Origin of the sequence: Oerskovia sp. USHLN155, from assembly GCF_037145535.1 — a bacterium.
GTDB classification, from domain to species: Bacteria; Actinomycetota; Actinomycetes; order Actinomycetales; family Cellulomonadaceae; genus Oerskovia; species Oerskovia rustica.
Genome location: NZ_JBBCXG010000001.1, coordinates 523,656 through 542,980, shown reverse-complemented (window position 1 = coordinate 542,980; position 19,325 = coordinate 523,656). Strand labels below are relative to the sequence as shown.

The 19,325-nt window shown below is 74.0% G+C and carries 15 protein-coding genes; 7 read left to right on the top strand and 8 right to left on the bottom strand.

Going from position 1 to position 19,325, the window contains the following annotated elements; translation table 11 throughout:
* Window positions 1-100: 100 nt before the first annotated feature.
* Window positions 101-811 (bottom strand): DJ-1/PfpI family protein, encoded by a 711-nt coding sequence (locus tag WFH32_RS02400; protein ID WP_336706122.1) that lies wholly within the window; start codon window positions 809-811, stop codon window positions 101-103.
* Entirely contained in the window at window positions 808-1,479 is a 672-nt protein-coding gene (locus WFH32_RS02395) for a hypothetical protein (protein WP_336706121.1), read from the bottom strand. Before WFH32_RS02395 ends, WFH32_RS02400 begins: the two co-directional genes overlap by 4 nt.
* A 59-nt stretch (window positions 1,480-1,538) precedes the next feature.
* Here WFH32_RS02395 and WFH32_RS02390 point away from each other — a divergent pair, with 59 nt between their 5' ends.
* A complete protein-coding gene (locus WFH32_RS02390; protein ID WP_225227868.1) occupies window positions 1,539-2,183 on the top strand; it encodes a YbjN domain-containing protein in 645 nt (214 codons plus the stop codon).
* A complete protein-coding gene (locus WFH32_RS02385) occupies window positions 2,180-2,683 on the top strand; it encodes a YbjN domain-containing protein (RefSeq protein WP_191795639.1) in 504 nt (167 codons plus the stop codon). The genes WFH32_RS02390 and WFH32_RS02385 overlap by 4 nt, the downstream gene beginning before the upstream one ends.
* A 29-nt stretch (window positions 2,684-2,712) precedes the next feature.
* On the opposite strand, the gene miaB is transcribed toward WFH32_RS02385, so the two are convergent.
* Window positions 2,713-4,281, bottom strand: a complete 1,569-nt coding sequence (gene miaB, locus WFH32_RS02380) for a tRNA (N6-isopentenyl adenosine(37)-C2)-methylthiotransferase MiaB (RefSeq protein WP_336706175.1) — start codon at window positions 4,279-4,281, stop codon at window positions 2,713-2,715.
* A 278-nt stretch (window positions 4,282-4,559) separates the two neighbouring features.
* Here miaB and WFH32_RS02375 point away from each other — a divergent pair, with 278 nt between their 5' ends.
* From WFH32_RS02375 to WFH32_RS02360, 4 genes are all read left to right on the top strand, one after another.
* Window positions 4,560-5,393, top strand: coding sequence for an amino acid ABC transporter ATP-binding protein (locus WFH32_RS02375; RefSeq protein ID WP_191795637.1), 834 nt, complete (start codon window positions 4,560-4,562; stop codon window positions 5,391-5,393).
* Window positions 5,394-5,618: 225 nt separating this feature from the next.
* Complete coding sequence (locus WFH32_RS02370) at window positions 5,619-6,479, top strand: glutamate ABC transporter substrate-binding protein (RefSeq protein WP_191795636.1); 861 nt, start codon at window positions 5,619-5,621, stop codon at window positions 6,477-6,479.
* Between the two features lie 111 nt (window positions 6,480-6,590).
* On the top strand, window positions 6,591-7,280 hold the full coding sequence (locus WFH32_RS02365) for an amino acid ABC transporter permease (protein WP_191795635.1): 690 nt from the start codon (window positions 6,591-6,593) through the stop codon (window positions 7,278-7,280).
* Entirely contained in the window at window positions 7,277-8,185 is a 909-nt protein-coding gene (locus WFH32_RS02360) for an amino acid ABC transporter permease (RefSeq protein WP_336706120.1), read from the top strand. The genes WFH32_RS02365 and WFH32_RS02360 overlap by 4 nt, the downstream gene beginning before the upstream one ends.
* Window positions 8,186-8,481: 296 nt before the next feature.
* Here the strand turns inward: WFH32_RS02360 and WFH32_RS02355 are convergent, their stop codons facing one another.
* From WFH32_RS02355 to WFH32_RS02335, 5 genes are all read right to left on the bottom strand, one after another.
* The gene (locus tag WFH32_RS02355; RefSeq protein ID WP_336706119.1) at window positions 8,482-9,411 is read right to left on the bottom strand and encodes a regulatory protein RecX; all 930 of its coding nucleotides are present in this window, start codon (window positions 9,409-9,411) and stop codon (window positions 8,482-8,484) included.
* Window positions 9,412-9,434: 23 nt separating this feature from the next.
* Window positions 9,435-10,523, bottom strand: coding sequence for a recombinase RecA (gene recA, locus WFH32_RS02350; protein ID WP_138824760.1), 1,089 nt, complete (start codon window positions 10,521-10,523; stop codon window positions 9,435-9,437).
* Between the two features lie 279 nt (window positions 10,524-10,802).
* Window positions 10,803-11,672, bottom strand: a complete 870-nt coding sequence (locus WFH32_RS02345) for an MBL fold metallo-hydrolase (RefSeq protein ID WP_336706118.1) — start codon at window positions 11,670-11,672, stop codon at window positions 10,803-10,805.
* Window positions 11,669-13,816 carry a phage holin family protein gene (locus WFH32_RS02340; RefSeq protein WP_336706117.1) on the bottom strand — a complete coding sequence of 716 codons (2,148 nt, stop codon included), beginning with the start codon at window positions 13,814-13,816 and terminating at the stop codon, window positions 11,669-11,671. The genes WFH32_RS02345 and WFH32_RS02340 overlap by 4 nt, the downstream gene beginning before the upstream one ends.
* Before the next feature lie 88 nt (window positions 13,817-13,904).
* The gene (locus WFH32_RS02335; RefSeq protein ID WP_336706116.1) at window positions 13,905-14,138 is read right to left on the bottom strand and encodes a DUF3046 domain-containing protein; all 234 of its coding nucleotides are present in this window, start codon (window positions 14,136-14,138) and stop codon (window positions 13,905-13,907) included.
* 119 nt (window positions 14,139-14,257) lie between these two features.
* On the opposite strand from WFH32_RS02335, the gene WFH32_RS02330 reads away from it, so the two are divergent.
* Window positions 14,258-19,318: an Lhr family helicase gene (locus tag WFH32_RS02330; protein WP_336706115.1), complete on the top strand. Its 5,061-nt coding sequence runs from the start codon at window positions 14,258-14,260 to the stop codon at window positions 19,316-19,318.
* Window positions 19,319-19,325: the final 7 nt, after the last annotated feature.

Here is a 19,325-nt window from a genome sequence, read left to right as displayed (position 1 = left end):
TCGGTGTGCCGACCTGTCCGGACCTGCCGGACCGGTCGGCGCACCGGTGCGTCCCGTGGGTCACCCTGCCCGCGGCGCTCCGGTCAGGTTGCCGCTCCGGTCAGGTCGCTCCGAACGGTGCGACGGCGACGCGACGGGTACCGGCGGCCGCGGCTGCCTGAACGCGCCCCAGCCGTGCCTCCCGCACCGCCGACCGGATCGCGGCGACCTCGGCCGGGTCGGCCGTCGCGGGCGATCCGGCGTCGAACGGCGGTCGGGGGTCGTACTCCAGCATGAGCTGCAGCCGACGGGCGACGTCGTCACCGAGGTCGCGGGCCGCGAGCACGAGCGCGAAGTCGATGCCGGAGGTCACCCCGGCACCCGTGACGCGGTTGCGGTCGACGACGACCCGCTCGGCGACGGGTTCGGCCCCGAGCTCCGCGAGCAGGGGTAACGAGGCCCAGTGGGTCGTGGCCCGGTAGCCGTCGAGCAGGCCGGCGGCGGCCAGCAGGAAGGACCCGGTGCACACCGAGGTCACCCAGCGTGCGCCGGCCGCCTGCCGTCGCAGGAACGCGAGCACGTCCTCGTCCTCGAGCAGGTCGAACGTCCCGTCCCCGCCCGGCACGAAGAGCACGTCGGCCGGGGGCGCGTCGGCGAGCGTGGTCGTCGGGACGATCGACCACCCGCAGTCCGTGGCGACCGGCTCGGTGTCGCGCCACGCCAGGTCCACCTGCGCGCCGGGAAGGCGCGCGAAGACCTGGGCGGGACCCGTCAGGTCGAGCTGGGTGCAGCCGGGGAAGAGCAGGGCGACGACGCGCAGCGGTGAGGTCACCGGCGCACGGTAGCAACCCGCTCGTCCGCAGGGACCAGGAATCTCACGACGGCGTAGCGGCGCCCCTCGTACTCCCCGGTCGCGTGCCGGGCGTCGGCGTCCCAGGCCTCGCCGAGCGCGTGGAGCACCGCGTCCTCGGCCGTGCTGACCGCCGCACCGTCGCCGTCCGACGTGCTGCCCTCCGCGCCCACGCTCGGGGCGCGAGCGCCGCCGTCGGGCAGCGGGGCCCGCGCACCCGTGACGACGACCAGTCCCGTGCCCGGCTCCGTCAGGACGTCCCGCGCGAGCCCGACCGCGGCCGCGGGGACGGTCGCGCTCCCGAGCTCGACGACCTCGACCGGGCCCTCCCAGCCCGCCGCGTCGAGGGCGAGGAGAGCGACCGACGCGGGGACGCCCGCAGCGGGCAGCCCGGGCGCCGACGCCCGAGGGGCCCAGCCCCACCAGCGCGGGGCGACCCCGGCCGCCTCCAGGCCCGGACGCATCTCGCCCCGCCGTTCCCCCTCCCGCCGAGCCTCGCAGTCCAGGACGACGACGCGCCGCGCGTCCCGCACGAGCTCGCGGAGCGCCACGAGGACCTGGGCGCGGGACTCGGCGAGAACCTCTGCGGCGCCCGCGACGCCCGGGACGAGCAGCGGGGTACCGGGCAGGGCGACGGCGCGAACGATCACGCGCGCCACGCTACCCCCCGAGCAGGACGATCCCCAGCGGGCGCAGGTAGGGTGGGCACATGAGGTTCTTCGGCGGCAGACGGGGACACCAGGCAGGACGAGACGACTCGGGCGACCAGGGCAGGAAGGACGCTCCCGACGAGCACGCCTGGGACGAGGCCGGCGGGACCTCCGGTACCCCGCTCGACGACGCCGCGCTGCACGCCTCGGTCGAGAGCCTCCTGCTCCGCGAGCTCGGGGGGACCATGATCTCCGACATCGAGCACGACAAGATCCCCACCCCCCTGCACCGCGCGCGTGTGCTCGAGTGGATCGCCGACGCCGGGTACAGCTACTTCATCGACGCCGAGGGCGACGTGGGCGGGCTGTGGCACGGTCGGCTGTTCTACTTCCTGCTGTTCGGCTCCCACCACGAGATTCTGCAGGTCCGCGGCCAGTGGAACCGGGACATCACGATCGAGCGCCTCGAGGAGATCCTCGAGTTCTGCAACGAGTGGAACGCGGACCGCATCTGGCCCAAGGCCTACACGCGCGTGCGGGACAACGGCATGGTCCACGTGTTCACCGAGGTCACGGTCGACCTCGAGCACGGTGTGAACGACGACCAGCTCGACCAGCTCCTGCAGTGCGGCCTGTCCACGGGCTCGATGTTCTTCGACGCCCTCGACGAGTTCTACCCGGACCCCGCGAGGTCGGCACCATGAGCCCGGCCCCCCGGACGAGCTGGCTCGCGCGCCTGTTCGGCAACCACCGGCCCAAGCCCGTCGAGGACGTGCCCGTCGACGTCGAGGTGCCCTCGCCGCTCTCGACCCGCCGTATCGGCGACTACCTCTCGCGGCGCGGCTACCACTTCCGCATCGACGACGACGGGGACGTCACGGGCACGTGGGACGGGAACCGGTTCTGGTTCCTGCTCCTGGGCGACCACGAGGAGATCCTCCAGGTCCGCGGCCGCTGGTCGACGACCGTGCCCGTGGCGGCCCGGCTCGCGCTCCTGCAGACCGTCAACGACTGGAACCGCGAGCGCATCTGGCCCAAGGTCTACGTCCGCGAGGAGAGCCAGGGCCTCGCGGTGTACGCCGAGGTGTCGGTCGACCTCGAGCAGGGCGCGACCGACGAGCAGCTCGGCCAGATCGTGTCGTGCGGGCTGGGCACCGCGGTGCAGCTCTTCAGCACGATCGGCGGCCAGCTCCCGCCCACCTGAGCCCGCAGCGCGGCCTGGCCCCTGCGACCTCAGGGGCGGCGCAGGCTCGGCAGGCCGAGGCTCACCGGGCCGCCCGCCGCGGGCGCTCCGTGCGAGTGACCGTGGTCGTCGCCGCCGCCCAGGCGCGTCTTCTCGCGCGCGACCCAGGCGTCGCCGGACCGCGTGCGGCGCACCGCGTAGGTGCCGCCGTCGAGCACCGAGTCCGCGACGAGGTGGTACGGCGCGGAGCGCGTGACCTCGACCGTGACCATGTCGCCGGGGCGGGGCAGCCGCGGGTCCAGGTCGTCGGCGAGGCGAGGGTCGTCGGCCGTGACGTCGGCGTCCGAGCGTCCGGCCATCAGGGCGACGACCTCGTCCGGCACTGCGAGGTGGACCAGACGGTTGTCCGCGGCGCGGCCGGTCAGGCGGTGCGTCGCCCCGTCCTTGCGCCCTGATCCCTCGGTCACGAGGACCTCGACCGTGCGACCGACCTGGCGGGCCGACTCCTCGGCGCTGACCCGGTCCTGGAGCGCCTGGAGACGCTCGTAGCGCTCCTGCACGACCTCCTTGGGCAGCTGGTCCGGGAGCGTGGCCGCGGGGGTCCCCGGGCGCTGCGAGTACTGGAACGTGAAGGCCGAGGAGAAGCGCGAGGCCTCGACGACCCGCAGCGTCTCGGCGAAGTCCTCCTCGGTCTCCCCGGGGAAGCCCACGATGAGGTCCGTGGTGATCGCCGCGTCGGGCATGGCCGCCCGCACCCGGTCGAGGATCCCCAGGAACTTCTCCGACCGGTAGGAGCGGCGCATGGCCCGTAGGATGCGGTCCGACCCGGCCTGGAGCGGCATGTGGAGCTGGGGCATCACGTTGGGCGTCTCGGCCATGGCGGCGATCACGTCGTCCGTGAAGGCGGCCGGGTGCGGGGACGTGAAGCGCACGCGCTCGAGCCCCTCGATCTCCCCGCACGCGCGCAGGAGCTTGGCGAACGCGCCGCGGTCGCCGAACTCGACGCCGTAGCTGTTGACGTTCTGCCCGAGCAGGGTGACCTCGATCGCGCCCTGGTCGACGAGCGCCTGGACCTCGGCCAGGACCTGGCCCGGCCGTCGGTCTCGCTCCTTGCCGCGCAGGTGCGGCACGATGCAGAACGTGCACGTGTTGTTGCAGCCGACGCTGATCGACACCCAGCCTGCGTACACGGACTCGCGCTTGGTCGGCAGGGTCGAGGGGAAGACCTGGAGCGACTCGGCGATCTCGACCTGCGCGGCCTCGTTGTGCCGGGCGCGCTCCAGGAGCACGGGCAGCGCGTCGAGGTTGTGCGTGCCGAACACGACGTCGACCCACGGGGCCTTCTCGACGATGCCCGACCGGTCCTTCTGCGCGAGGCATCCACCGACCGCGATCTGCATGCCCGGGCGCCTGGCCTTGATCGACGCGAGCTGCCCCAGGTTGCCGTACAGGCGTGTGGCCGCGTTCTCCCGGACCGCGCACGTGTTGATGACGACGACGTCGGCGCGGTGCGCGGCCTCGTCGGCCGCCTCGGCCCGCGTGTAGCCCGCCTGCTCGAGCATGCCCGCCATGTGCTCGGAGTCGTGGACGTTCATCTGGCACCCGAGCGTGCGGACCATGTAGGTCCGCTGCGCCGCCGCCGGCGCCTGTTCGGCGTGACCGTCGGGCGCAGCCCCGGGGCCCCCTGGCGGGTTGACCCCGGGCGCGTCGGCGGGACCCACGATGGGGCTGTCTTCGGGGCGGAGGGCGGTGGAGAACATCACCGTCAAGGGTACGGCGCGCCAGCCGCCGGACCGAAACGCTCTTTCGCCACCAGCCGGGCATCTGTTGCCCGTCCGTTGCCGAACTGTTGCCGGAAACAGTGGCGTGCGCAACAAAACCCCCCTAGGTTCATGAAATGGACGCGCAACCGACCACCCCGAGCGACGCTCCCGACGCGTCGCCCACCACACCCTCGCCACCACCCGACGCGCCCTCGCGTGACGACGAGCTCGGACCTCCGCTCGTCGAGCTCCACGGGGTCAACAAGCACTTCGGAGACCTCCACGTCCTGCGGGACATCGACCTCACGGTCCGGCGCGGCGAGGTGCTCGTCGTGATCGGCCCCTCGGGCTCGGGGAAGTCCACGCTGTGCCGTGCCATCAACCGGCTCGAGACCATCGACACCGGCACGATCGCGATCGACGGCCAGCCCCTGCCGGAGGAGGGCAAGGAGCTCGCCAGGCTCCGTGCCGACGTCGGCATGGTGTTCCAGTCGTTCAACCTCTTCGCCCACAAGACGATCCTCGACAACGTGACGCTCGGGCCCGTCAAGGTCCGACGGACACGGTCCGCGGAGGCCAAGAAGGAGGCCCTGGCCCTGCTCGACCGCGTCGGGATCGGCAACCAGGCCGACAAGATGCCGGCCCAGCTCTCGGGCGGGCAGCAGCAGCGCGTGGCCATCGCGCGGGCCCTGGCCATGCACCCCAAGGTCATGCTCTTCGACGAGCCGACCTCGGCGCTGGACCCCGAGATGATCAACGAGGTCCTGGACGTCATGGTCGCCCTCGCCAAGGAGGGCATGACCATGATCGTCGTGACCCACGAGATGGGCTTCGCCCGCAAGGCGGCCCACCGCGTGGTCTTCATGGCCGACGGCCAGATCGTCGAGGAGGCCCCGCCCGAGGAGTTCTTCACGAACCCGAAGAGCCACCGCGCCCAGGACTTCCTGTCCAAGATCCTGACCCACTGACCCTCTCCGCGGACGCACAGGCGCGTCCGCCCCAACCACTCCTACGACCCGGTCTCGCGACCAGCAGTCCCCACAGCACAAGGCACGCCCCACGGTCCCCGGGCTCACCGACGAGCCCGGCCCACCTGTAGCAACCGAACAGCTCGACCGGCACCGACCGCCGGCCGCAGCGGGTGACCACCAGGACTCCCGTGACGGCCCGGCACCGACGAAGGGGAAGACACCATGCGCACACGCACCCGTACCGGAGGACTCGTCGCACTCGCCGCGACCGCCGCACTCGCCCTGAGCGCGTGCGGGGGCAGCGACGACGGCGGCGGCTCGACCGAGGGCTCGTCCGCCAGCGCCGGCGGAGAGAAGATCACGATCGGCATCAAGTTCGACCAGCCCGGCCTCGGCTTCAAGGAGGGCGACACCTACACGGGGTTCGACACCGACGTCGCTCGCTACGTCGCCGAGAAGCTCGGCTACTCCGAGGACCAGATCGAGTGGAAGGAGGCACCGTCGGCCCAGCGCGAGACGCTGCTGAGCACCGACCAGGTCGACATGATCTTCGCGACCTACTCGATCACCGACAAGCGCAAGGAGACCGTCGCGTTCGCCGGTCCGTACTTCGTCGCCGGGCAGGACCTGCTCGTGGCCGAGGACAACACCGACATCAAGGGACCAGAGGACCTCGAGGGCAAGAACCTCTGCTCGGTCACGGGCTCGACGTCGGCCCAGCGGATCAAGGACGAGTACGCCGCGGGAGTCCAGCTCCTCGAGCAGCCGGGCTACGCCGAGTGCGTCACGGCCCTGCTCTCGGGCCAGGTCGACGCGGTCACCACGGACGACATCATCCTGGCCGGTCTCGCGGCGCAGCCCGCGAACAAGGGCAAGGTCAAGGTCGTCGGGGCGCCGTTCTCGACCGAGCTCTACGGCGTCGGGATCCCGCAGAGCAGCGACAAGTGCGAGGACATCAACGCCGCGATCACCGAGATGATCGACGACGGCTCGTGGGAGGAAGCGATCACGAGCGCGACCGAGGGCACCGGGTACACCCCGAACGCCTCGGAGAACCCGCCGACGCCGGACGCCTGCGCCTGACAGGTCCGCTGCCGGGCCGGGCCCACGTCACAGACGCGGGCCCGGCCCGGCACCCGTCCCTGTCCGGTCTCGTGCGGCGTCCGCGCCGCACCTCGCGAAGGGTGACCCGTAGTGGGTGACTACCTCTCTCAGTTCTTGCGGCTCTTCGAGTCGTACGACGTCCTGGGCGCGTTCTGGGTCAACATCCAGCTCACGTTCTGGGCGGCGATCCTGGCGCTCGTCGTCGGCACGGTCCTCGCGCTCATGCGGATCTCGCCGATCCCGAGCCTGCAGTGGGCCGGTGCCACGTACGTCACGCTGTTCCGCAACACGCCGTTGACGATCATCATGGTGTTCCTGACGCTCGGGGTCTGGGGCCAGCTCAAGATCCAGCTCGCCGACGACTTCCCGTCCAACTTCTTCCGCTTCGCGGTGCTGGGCCTCGCGGTCTACCACGCGGCGTTCGTGTGCGAGGCGATCCGCTCGGGGGTGAACACCGTGCCGATCGGGCAGGCCGAGGCGGCCCGCGCGATCGGCCTCTCGTTCCTGCCGGCGGCACGGATCGTGATCCTCCCCCAGGCCTTCCGTGGCTCGGTGGCCCCGCTCGGCAACGTGCTCATCGCCCTCATCAAGAACTCGACCGTCGCCGCCGCGGCCGGCGTCGCGACGGAGACCTCCAGCCTCATGAAGACCATGATCGAGTTCGACTCCGACGTCATCATCGCGATCTTCCTGACGTTCGCGATCGGCTACGTGATCCTCGTGATCCCGGTGGGCCTCGCGACGACGGCACTGTCCCGCCGCCTGGCGGTGAAGCGATGAGCGCGCAGCAGCAGACGGTCCTGTTCGACGCCCCGGGCCCCCGGGGGCGCCGCACCATCGTGGTCGGCAACGTGGTCGGCGCGATCGTCGTCGCGGGGATCGCGGCCTACGCCCTGGTCCTGCTGGGTCGTGAGGGACAGCTGACCGCCGAGAAGTGGCAGCCGATCTTCACGGCCGACGCGTGGGAGAACTTCTATCTCCCGGGCCTCGCCGACACCCTGCGCGCCGCGGGCGTGGCGATCGTGGGGGCGATCGTCTTCGGCCTGCTGTTCGGCATCGGGCGGCTCTCGTCGGTCCGGCTCGTCCGGTGGCTCGCGGGGCTGGTCGTCGAGTTCTTCCGGGCCGTCCCGGTGCTGCTCATGATGATCTTCTTCTGGCTGTTCCTGGCCCAGGTCAAGGTGCCTGACGCCCCGTTCATGGCGGTCGTGATCGCCCTGATCCTCTACAACGGGTCGGTCGTCGCGGAGCTGGTCCGCTCGGGCGTGTACGGGCTGCCCACGGGGCAGCGCGAGGCGGCTCTCGCGGTCGGTCTGACGCGAGGCCAGTCGCTCCGGTCGGTCGAGGTGCCGCAGGCGCTCATCGCTATGCTCCCGGCGCTCGTCTCGCAGCTCGTCGTGGTCCTCAAGGACACTGCGCTGGGCTACATCATCACGTACACCGAGCTGCTCCAGGAATCGCGCCGCCTGGGGTCGGCGTACGGCAACATCCTCCAGTCCCTGCTCGTCGCGGCGATCCTGTTCATCACGATCAACTACGTCCTGTCGAAGGTCGCCGAGATCCTCGCGCGTCGCCTCAAGGGACGGACCGCAGGTCCGGTCCGGGCTGCGACTCCCGGGCTCGCGGTCGGGGCACGCGGTGCGGCCCCGGTGGGCACGGCTCCCGTCGTCCCGCCTGCACCGAAGTAGACGCCCACCACGGCGCGAGCACGGTCGTGGGGGGGGGCCCCCCCCCGGGCGGCCCGGGCGGCGGGGGTGGGGGGGCGGCGGGCGGGGGGGGGGGCGCGGGGGGGGGGGGCCCCCCGCGGGGGCCCGGGGGGCCGCGGGGGGGGGGGCCCGGGGGGGGGGCCCGGGTGGCCCGGGCCCCGGCGGCCGCGCCGCCCCGCACTTCCCCCCCCACCCGGCCGCCCCCCGGGTCGCCCCGCCCCCCCGGCCCGGCGACGACCGCTGCGCTGAAGATCGGGGCCCGACGGCGTCGCTCGTCCTCAGAGGTCGTCGAACCCGCCGATGGGCTCGTCGTCGTCCGGCGACTCCCCCTCGCGGGCCAGCTCCTCACGGACCAGGCTGAGCGCGAGCGACGGGCTGTACCCCTTGCGTGCCAGCATCCCGACGATGCGTCGGGTGCGGACCTCGCGGTCGAGACCGGTCGTGCGGGCGAGGCGCCGCTGGACCAGGTCGCGGGCGGCCTCTGCCTCGTCGTCCTCGTCGACCTGGTCGAGGGCCTCGGTCGCGGTGTCGTCGTCGATGCCCTTGCGCCGCAGCTCCTGCGCGATGGCGCGGCGCGAGAGCCCCCGCTCCCCGTGACGGGTGCGGACGAGCATCCCGGCGTACTCGGCGTCGTCGACGAGGCCGACCTCCTCGAAGCGCTCGAGGATCGGTTCGAGGACCTCGGGCGGGTAGCCTTTGCGGGTCATGGCGTCCATGAGCTGGCGCCTGCTCTTGGGGGATGCGGTCAGGGTCCGCAGGATCGCCTCGCGTGCGTGCTCGGTGAGCTCGGCACCGGCGAGCGCTCCCGACTCGACACGGTCGGCGACCGTGGGGCGGGGCTTGCGCTCCTTGCGCTCCCCCGAGTACTCCTTGCGGCGCCCCCCGCCCGTGCTCCGTTTCGAGGACGTCGAGCCGAACCCGCCGCTCAGCCCGCTGCTGCCGAACCCGGACGAGCTGCGCTGCCCGAACCCGCCACGCCCCGACGAACCGCTCCCGTCCCGCGACCGCGAGGTCCCGCGTGCGAGCGACGAGCTCCCTCCGGTGGCCCGCCCCGCAGCGGCACCCGACGCCGAACGGGCCGCCCCTCCGTTCCTGGCGGCACCTCCCGCACCGGACGTGCCAGCGGTCCCAGACGTGCCACCGGTGCCGGAAGCACCGACGGGCGCGTCCCCTTCCTCACCGGGAAGGGGACGCGCCCACTCGGGCATGCGGTCCAGCGGGTCGTCGACGATCAGAGGACGGCCTTCTTGCCCTTACCGGCGGGGGCCGCCACGGGGGCGACCGGCTCGGCGACCGCTGCGGGGTCCGCGGGCGCGTCGACCTTGGCCCCGACGCCGAGCTTCTCCTTGATGCGCTTCTCGAGCTCGTTGGCGAGGTCCGGGTTGTCGCGCAGGAACGAGCGCGCGTTCTCCTTGCCCTGGCCGAGCTGGTCGCCGCCGTAGGTGAACCAGGACCCGGACTTGCGCACGAAGCCGTGCTCGACGCCCATGTCGATCAGACCACCCTCGCGGGAGATGCCGACGCCGTACAGGATGTCGAACTCGGCCTGCTTGAAGGGCGGGGCCATCTTGTTCTTGACGACCTTGACGCGCGTGCGGTTGCCGACCGCGTCGGTGCCCTCCTTGAGCGTCTCGATGCGGCGGATGTCGAGCCGGATCGACGCGTAGAACTTGAGCGCCTTGCCACCGGTCGTGGTCTCGGGCGTGCCGAAGAACACGCCGATCTTCTCGCGGAGCTGGTTGATGAAGATCGCCGTGGTGCCGGACTGGCTCAGGGCACCCGTGAGCTTGCGCAGCGCCTGCGACATGAGGCGGGCCTGGAGGCCGACGTGGCTGTCGCCCATCTCGCCCTCGATCTCGGCCTTGGGCACGAGGGCCGCGACCGAGTCGATGACGATGATGTCGATGGCACCCGAGCGGATCAGCATGTCCGTGATCTCGAGGGCCTGCTCACCGGTGTCCGGCTGCGAGACGAGCAGCGCGTCGGTGTCGACGCCCAGCTTCTTCGCGTACTCGGGGTCCAGCGCGTGCTCGGCGTCGATGAACGCCGCGATGCCACCCGCGCGCTGCGCGCTCGCGACGGCGTGCAGCGCGACGGTCGTCTTGCCGCTGGACTCGGGGCCGTAGATCTCCACGACACGACCGCGCGGGAGTCCGCCGATGCCGAGCGCGATGTCCAGGGCGATCGACCCGGTGGGGATCACCTCGACGGGCGCACGCCCCTCCTCGCCGAGGCGCATCACCGAGCCCTTGCCGAAGTTGCGGTCGATCTGGGCGAGGGCGGCTTCGAGCGCCTTCTCGCGGTCTGCGGGTGCGGGCATGTCGCTCACCTTTGCGTGCGGGGCACGGAACCGTGCCGAGAGTGTGTTCAGGAAGCCTGTGTCGTGTCCCGACGGTACGTGCCGCCACTGACACTCACCGTCCCCCTGGTCCTGCCTGTGGACGACGGACGGTCAGCTCGTGCTGTGCACAACTCTACCCGAACACCTGTTCGAGTGAACCCTCGCGGTGCGGCGTGTCGCCGCCGCCCGCCCCGGGCCCGCGCGGGAAACCGCCGGGGCCGGCGCCGCGTCGGCGCGCCCCGCCCCACGCCCCCGCCCCTATCCCTCCCACGACTCCCCCGGCCGCAGCACGACCGCCTGCGTCCCGGGGGCCCACCGGTGCACCGCCGCGGCGAACGCCGCCCCCGCGTGGTCCATCCACCCGCGCGGCAGGTTCTGCCCGCCCGGAGTGTGCAGCGTGCCCCAGTGCACCGGGATCGCGACCCGCACCCCGACGGTCGCGCACACGTGCGCGGCCTCGACCGGCCCCAGATGACCGCCCGAGAGCCGCGGCCCCCAGCCCGCGACCGGCACGAGCGCGACGTCGACGGGCCCGCCCGCGAGCGCCGGCAGGTGCGCCATGCCCGGGTAGGCCTCGGTGTCGCCCACGGCCCACAGCGTCCAGCGGTCCGTCTGCACCAGGTGCCCCACCGCGGCGTTGGGCCGGTGCGGCATGGGCCGGTGCCCGTGCACCGCGGGCGTGAGGTGCACGCGGACGTGCGCTCCGACGTCGTGCCAGGCCCCGTGCTCGCTCCCCGCAGAGGCGGGCAGAGGGCCGCGCGGGCGTCCCGGCACGGGCCCCACGAGGGGCCGGTCGTCGTGCTCGGGCCCCGCGCCGAGGGCGACGCCCGGGAGCCCCTTCGCGCGCAGCCAGCGCGCGTTCGCAGGCGCCGTGAGGACCGGGGCGTCGCCCAGGAGACGCAGCGAGCCGAGCTCCGCATGGTCGTGGTGCAGGTGCGAGAGGAGCACCGCGTCGGCGCCGCGCCACACCTCGGCGGGCCGCACACCGCGTCGGCGCAGCAGCCCGGCGTGACGCCTGAGCAGAGGGTCGGTCACGATGCGCACGTCCCCGTCGGGCGTCGTGACGTCGAGCACGACCGTCGAGTGCCCCAGCCACGTGACCCGCAGCCCGGGCGCCGCCCCGGTCATGTCCTGACCCCCAGCTCCCGCAGCCACCCGACGAGCTCGCCGTGCACGGCCTCGGCGCCCACGAGCATGCGGGTCCCGCCCACGTCCTCGCGTGCCCCCATGACGCGCAGGCTCGCGGGGTACAGCAGCATGGCCTCGTTCTGGGCGCCGCCCAGGCCGCCGTGCGAGCCGACCAGGCCCTCGAACGCGTGCACCAGCCCCGCGTCGTCGACGCTCGAGACCAGCAGCAGGTCTCCCGCGTGCTCGAGCGAGGCGGCCCGCAGCAGGTCGGGCGCTGCCCGCGGCCCGTACGGGGCGAGCGGGTCCTGCCCGTGGACCTCTCCCGTGACCAGGTGGCGGCTGCCCGCCGGGCCGTACGCGACGACGTCGGGCACCTCGCCCTGCACGGGCCCGCTCTCCTGCACGACGACGACCCCCACGGCCGGGTTCGCGACCAGGCCCGGCACGAGCGCGGGCCAGCGTGCCCGGATCTCGTCGCCCACGAGCCGCGCCGGGGAGCGCGGAAACCACACGAGGCCCAGGTTCCCCGAGCCGACGACCGCCACCTCGGGCAGGTCGCCCGGGCCCACGGACCCGGGCTCGCGGTCGGGGCCGACCATGACGCGACCACCCCTCGCCCCCTCGGCGTCGCTGCGCCCGAGCGCGTTGAGCGCGGTGTTGACCGCGCCCCACGCCTCGGAGTCCGCCGACGCGGGCGACCGCACCCCGGACGCCCGACGGCGCCGCTCGCCCGCAGCGGGGACGACCGCCATGAGGCGGCGCACCTCGTCGAGGAACGAACGACCCACGACCTGCTCGAACGTCGCACCGAGCGACTGGCCGTGGTCGGACAGCACGACGATCTCGTAGCGGCGCGGAGCGACTTGCGCGACCTGCTCCCACAGGCCCACGACCCGGTCGAGCCCCTCGAGCGCCCGCATCGCCTCGGGGCGCAGCGGCCCCGCGTGGTGCGCGATCTCGTCGTAGTCCACGAGGTCCACGAACACCACGGGCGCCCCGCGCACGAGCTGCTCGGCGACGAGCGAGGTGTTGAGGTCACGCAGGACGACGTTCGAGACCGCACGCAGGACCGGGTAGGCCCCCAGACGCGAGACGCGCGGCACGACGTCGCGCACGGCCTGCTGCCACCCTTGGTAGAGCTCCTTGAAGAACTCCCCCACGGTCGCCACGAGAGCCCGGACCAGGACGAACGGGCTCGAGAAGAAGTGCACGAAGAGCTGCCCCGGCCCCAGGCCCGCACCCGCCCGGCTCATGACGAGCAGGTTCGTCGAGGCGTCGCCCGAGAACATGGTCGAGACCGCGACCCCGCCGTCCGCGAGCAGCCCCCGCCCGTCGCTCATGAGCGCCTCGACCTGGGCCGCGTCCGCCGGCCGGTTCGTCACCACCAGGCGCCCCTGCGCGCGGTCCCACCAGCGGAAGGCCGGCACGTGCTCGCTCGTCCCGTGCAGCAGCCCGGCCTGGCTCGCAGGGGTCGTCGACGGCACGCGCGCCCACCACGACTCGAGCCGGTGGGAGCCGGACCCGAGCCAGCGTGCGAGGTTCGGGGCCAGCCCCGCCTGGACCGCGTGGTCGAACGTCTCGCGCGCGACACCGTCGAGCTGGACGACCAGGAGGCCTGCGCGTGCAGGTCGCGCACCCTCGACCGGCTCGTCCGTCTCGGCGGCGAGCCGATCGCCCGGAGCATCTGCGCGGGACCGGGCACGACGCGCCTCCGCTCGCTGCGCCCGGCGCGCACGCCGGAGCAGATGGTCGATCACGTACTCGTTGTCGCTCGCGCCGATCGCCCACCGGCCGATCGCCATGAAGAACGCCGCCAGCACCAGCACCGCCACGACGCTGCCCCAGTCGTCGGTCTCGAAGCCCGGCAGGTACGTCAGGGCCAGCCACGCCACGAGCACCTGCCCCGCCAACCCCGAGACCAGAGCGCCGAGCACACCGGCACGACCCGCGACGACCCGCCACACAGGACGCAGCAACGCGTCACCGACACCGACCACGAGCGCCGCGAGGACCACCGACCACCACGACGTGATCCGCACCCCGGGCACGATCCAGATCGCGAGCGCCAGGCCCGCCGTCGTCGACACGAGCGACCAGAGGGCCCCCGTCAGGTCGTGCACGGAGAACGGGAGACGGTGCCTCATGCGGCCATGATGCCGCGCCGACGGACCTACCGCGCGGGCGGCGCCTGCCGATGCTCGGCAGCGCACCTCCCCACCACGCAGAGCGCGGCTACCGCGCGGGCGGCGCCTGCCGATGCTTGTCGGTACCCCACCGCTGCGAGTCCGGCACCTCCAGCGCGTCGCACAGCGCGTGCCACACGTGCCGGGGCTCGACGCCGTCCTCGATCGCCTGGACCGCGGTGCGGTCGCCCAGGGCGCCCAGCACCTGGTCCCGGGTCAGGGCGCGACCGTAGGCCGATCCGAAGACCTCGTCCACCAGCTGCCAGAACTCTCGATACCGCACGGGGACAGCCTGCCACGTCCCGGGGGTTCCCCCGACATCGCGGCGCCTCCCCGCACACCGCCGGACCCGCGCGCGCCCGGCGGGGAGCGGTTGTGGGTGGCAGCGCCCACAATGGCGAGGTGACGTCCCCCGATCCTCTCGCCGGTTTCAGCGCTCCGACCCGCGCCTGGTTCGAGGGCGCGTTCGAGCGTCCGACGGCCGCGCAGGCGGGAGCGTGGGAGGCGATCGGGAGCGACCGGCACGCGCTCGTCGTCGCCCCCACGGGGTCGGGCAAGACCCTCGCGGCCTTCCTCTGGTCCCTCGACAGGCTGCTCAGCCCCGGCCCCGCCCCCGAGGGAACCGGTGCTCCCGACGACCCCGCGCACCGCTGCAAGATCCTGTACGTCTCCCCGCTCAAGGCGCTGGCCGCCGACGTCGAGCGCAACCTGCGCTCCCCGCTCGCGGGCATCCGGCAGGCCGCGGTGCGGCTCGGCACCACGGTCCCGGACGTCGTGGTGGGCACGCGCACGGGTGACACGCCCGCGAGCGAGCGGCGCCGGTTCGGGATCGCTCCCCCGGACATCCTCATCACGACGCCAGAGTCGCTGTTCCTCGTCCTGACGTCCCAGGCGCGCGCGGGTCTGGCCGGCGTGCAGACCGTCATCATCGACGAGATCCACGCCGTGGCCGGGACCAAGCGCGGGGCGCACCTCGCGGTCTCGCTCGAACGCCTCGACGCGCTGCTCCCCGTGCCTGCGCAGCGCGTAGGCCTGTCCGCGACGGTCCGGCCGGTCGAGGCCGTCGCGACGTTCCTCGCGGGGCACCGCCGCCCGGAGGACCAGGGGCGGGAGGTCGTCGTCGTGCAGCCTCCCTCGGAGAAGAAGATCGAGGTCGACATCGTCGTCCCCGTGCCGGACCTGGCCGACCTGCGCAGCGCGCCGGGCCCCGGCAGGGCCACCGGGGCCGAGGACCTTGCGCCCCTGCCCGACGGCGAGCCCGACCTCTCGGGTCCCGCCACGGCCCGTCCGCCGCGTCCGTCGGTGTGGCCGCACGTCGAGGAGCGGGTGGTCGACCTCGTGGCCGAGCACCGCTCGACCCTGGTCTTCACCAACTCCCGGCGCGGGGCCGAGCGTCTCACGGCGCGCATGAACGAGGTCTGGGCCGAGCGGCAGGGCGAGGACGTGCCCGACGTCGGGACGCTCCAGCCCGCGCAGGTGCTGGCCCAGTCGGGGGCCGGCGCGGGCACGGACCCCGTGATCGCGCGCGCGCACCACGGCTCGATGAGCCGGGCCGAGCGCACACGCACCGAGACGGAGCTCAAGGACGGCCGCCTGCCCGCGGTGGTCGCGACGTCGTCCCTCGAGCTGGGCATCGACATGGGCGCGGTCGACCTCGTGGTCCAGGTCGGGGCGCCGCCGTCGGTCGCGAGCGGTCTCCAGCGCATCGGGCGCGCAGGACACCAGGTGGGCGCGGTGTCGCACGGCGTCGTGTTCCCGACCTTCCGGGGCGACCTGGTGCCGTCCGCAGTGATCGCGGACCGCATGCGGACCGGGCAGATCGAGCACCTGCACGTGCTGTCCAACCCGCTCGACGTGCTCGCGCAGCAGGTCGTCGCGATGGTCGCCCTCGACGACTGGACCGTCGGGGAGCTCGCGGCCCTCGTACGGCGCAGCGCGCCCTACGGGGCGCTCGGCGACGCGACGCTGCACGCCGTGCTGGACATGCTCGCGGGCCGCTACCCGAGCGAGGACTTCGGCGAGCTGCGCGCGCGGATCGTGTGGGACCGGACGTCTGGGGTGCTGAGCGGGCGGCCCGGAGCGCTGCGCCTGGCGGTCACGAGCGGCGGCACCATCCCCGACCGGGGCCTGTACGGGGTGTTCCTCGCGACGGACCCCGCTACGACGGCGGGCCCCGAGGACACGGCCGGGGTGCTCGGCGACGCGCCCGGGGGCGCCGCGACGGGCTCGCGGGCGCGTGGCGGGCGGCGCGTGGGCGAGCTCGACGAGGAGATGGTCTACGAGTCGCGCGTGGGCGACACGTTCACTCTCGGGTCGAGCACGTGGCGCATCGAGGACATCACCCCGGACCGCGTGCTCGTGACCCCGGCCCCGGGCGCCCCCGGACGCCTGCCGTTCTGGAAGGGCGACTCGCCGGGCCGCCCGGCCGAGCTCGGCCGGGCCGTGGGTGCCTGGGTGCGCGAGCTCGAGACCCTTGCCGCGTCGGGCGGCCCGCTCGCGGAGCGGCTGCGCGACGCGGGTCTCGACGCCTGGGCGACCGACAACCTCATGGCCTATCTCGGGGACCAGCGCGAGGCCACGGGGCGTGTGCCCGACGACCGGACGGTCGTGGTCGAGCGCTTCCGCGACGAGCTGGGCGACTGGCGCGTCGTCATCCACTCGCCCTACGGGGCCAAGGTCCACGCGCCGTGGGCGCTCGTCCTGGGTGCGCGGCTGCGCGACCGGTACGGCCTGGACGCCGCAGCCATGCACTCGGACGACGGGATCGTGCTGCGGCTGCCGGACCTGGGCGACGGCGGCTGGGGCGACGAGCCCGGCGGCGTCGCCGGACCGGGTGCCGCCGGACCGGGAACCGCGGGGTCGCCCGTCGTGACGGCCGAGGACCTGCTGCTCGCCCCGGAGGAGGTCCTCGACGAGGTACGGGCCGAGCTCGGCGGCTCGATCATGTTCGCGGCGCGCTTCCGCGAGGCCGCCGCCCGGGCCCTGCTGCTCCCCCGGCGGCGCCCCGACAAGCGGCAGCCCCTGTGGCAGCAGCGGCAGCGCTCGGCCCAGCTCCTGTCGGTCGCGAGCGAGTACCCCGAGTTCCCGATCGTGCTGGAGGCCGCGCGCGAGTGCCTCCAGGACGACTTCGACGTCGCGGCGCTGACCGACCTCATGCGGGACCTGGCCGCGGGCCGGGTCCGTCTGGTCGACGTCACGACCCCGACCCCGTCCCCCTTCGCGCAGTCCTTGCTGTTCGGGTACACCGCCCAGTTCCTGTACGACGGCGACGCTCCCCTCGCGGAGCGTCGGGCGGCCGCGCTGTCTCTCGACCCGACGCTGCTCGCCGAGCTGCTCGGCACCGAGGGCGGGGCGTCACAGCTCGCCGACCTGCTCGACCCCGAGTCGGTCGAGCGCACCGAGGCCGAGCTCGGCGCCCTGGTGCCGAACCGTCAGGCCCGCCACGCGGAGGACGCCTGGGACCTGCTGCGTCGCCTGGGTCCGCTGCCGGTCGCGGAGGTCGTCCGGCGCACGCGCGAGGAGGTGCGCGACGAGGCGCCCGCATGGCTCGCCACCCTGGAGGGGGCGCGCCGGGTGATCCAGGTGCGTCTGGCCGGGGTGCCCGACGACGTCGCGCAGCAGTGGGCCGTGGTCGAGGACGCCGGGCGGCTCCGGGACGCGCTGGGCGTCGCCCTGCCGACGGGGATCCCCGAGGTGTTCACCGAGCCCGTACCCGACCCGCTGGGTGACCTCGTGCGACGCCACGCCCGCACGCACGGCCCGTTCTCGGCGCACGAGGTCGCGGCCCGGTTCGGGATCGGGGTGGCCGTCGCCACCGGGGTGCTGCGCCGGCTCGAGACCGCGCGCGTGCTCGTGTGCGGGCGGCTCCGCCCCGAGTCTCTCGGCGGGACGGGCGAGGAGTGGTGCGACGCCGAGGTCCTGCGGACCCTGCGGCGCCGGTCGCTCGCTGCGCTGAGGGCCGAGGTCGAGCCCGTCGCCCCCGAGGCCCTCGGGGTCTTCCTGCCACGCTGGCACGGCATCGGCACGCTGCGGGGCTCCGACGGGCTGCTGCGCGTCGTCGAACAGCTCTCGGGCGCCGCGGTCCCCGCCTCGGCCCTCGAGACGCTCGTGCTGCCCTCACGCGTGACCGACTACTCGCCCGCGCTGCTCGACGAGCTGACCACCACGGGCGAGGTCCTGTGGTGCGGCCACTCGTCGCTGCCCGGGGGCAAGGACGGGCTCGTGAGCCTGCACCTCGCGGACGCCGCTCCCCTCACGCTCCCCGACGCGACCCCGCTCGAGGAGGACGGACCGCTCGACAGCGACCTGCACCGGGCCGTCGCGGACCTGCTGACCGGCTCGGGAGGGTTCTTCCTGCCGCGCATCGCCGAGCTCGCGGGCGCATCCCAGGCGGCGACGCTCGAGGCCCTGTGGGACCTGGTGTGGGCGGGCTGGGTCACGAACGACGGCCTCGGTGCCCTGCGCAGCCGCCTCGGTCCCGGGGGCGGGGCGCACCGCGCTCCCCGCGCTCCCGTCCGCGCCCGCCCGCTGGCACGGGGACGCTTCGCCTCGCTCGGCGCGGGCGCGTCGGCGTCGGTCCGCGGCGAGAGCGACCTGCGCGGCGGCTCGGGGCGCTGGTCCGCGCTGCCGGCCCGCGAGCTCGACCCCACTCGCCGCACGCACGCCCTCACCAGGGTGCTGCTCGACCGTCACGGCGTCCTGACACGTGGCGCGGCCCCGTCGGAGGGCGTCACGAACTACTTCCGCGGCGTCTACCGTGTGCTGTCGGAGCTCGAGACGACGGGCACGGTCCGGCGCGGCTACTTCGTCGAGCACCTCGGCGGTTCGCAGTTCGCGCTGCCGGGAGCGGTCGACCAGCTCCGCACGGACGCGCAGGACCGGGAGCACGCCGAGGAGTCGGCGGGACGCCGCGAGCTCGCTGCGCTGCTGCTCGCCGCGACCGACCCGGCCAACCCCTACGGTGCGGCACTGCCGTGGCCCGAGCCGCGGGTGCCGCACGAGCCGGGCGGCGGGTCCCCGCTCGGGATCGCGGCACCCGGCTCGGCGAGAGCGGCGACGGACGCCGCGACGGGAGCCTCGCGCGCGTCGACCTCGACCGCCCTCCTGACCGCCCACGCGGCGACCACCCGACCCGCGCCCCGCGCGACGCACCGTCCCGGGCGCAAGGTGGGCTCCGTCGTCGTGCTCGTGGGCGGGGACCTGGTGCTGTACGTCGAGCGCGGCGGGCGGTCGCTGATCTCCTTCGGGGACGACTCGCCGTCCGCCGCCCGCCGCCTCGCGACGGCGTGCACCGAGCTGGCGCGCGCCTCCCGGGCCGGGCTGCTCGGCAAGATGGTGATCGGGCGGATCGACGGGATCGACGCCCTGGCGGGAGCGGGCAGCACCGCGTCGCGCGCGTTCGGCGTCACGGCCGCACTCATGGAGGCCGGGTTCCGGCCCACGCCGCGGGGGCTGCGCGCATGAGCACCGC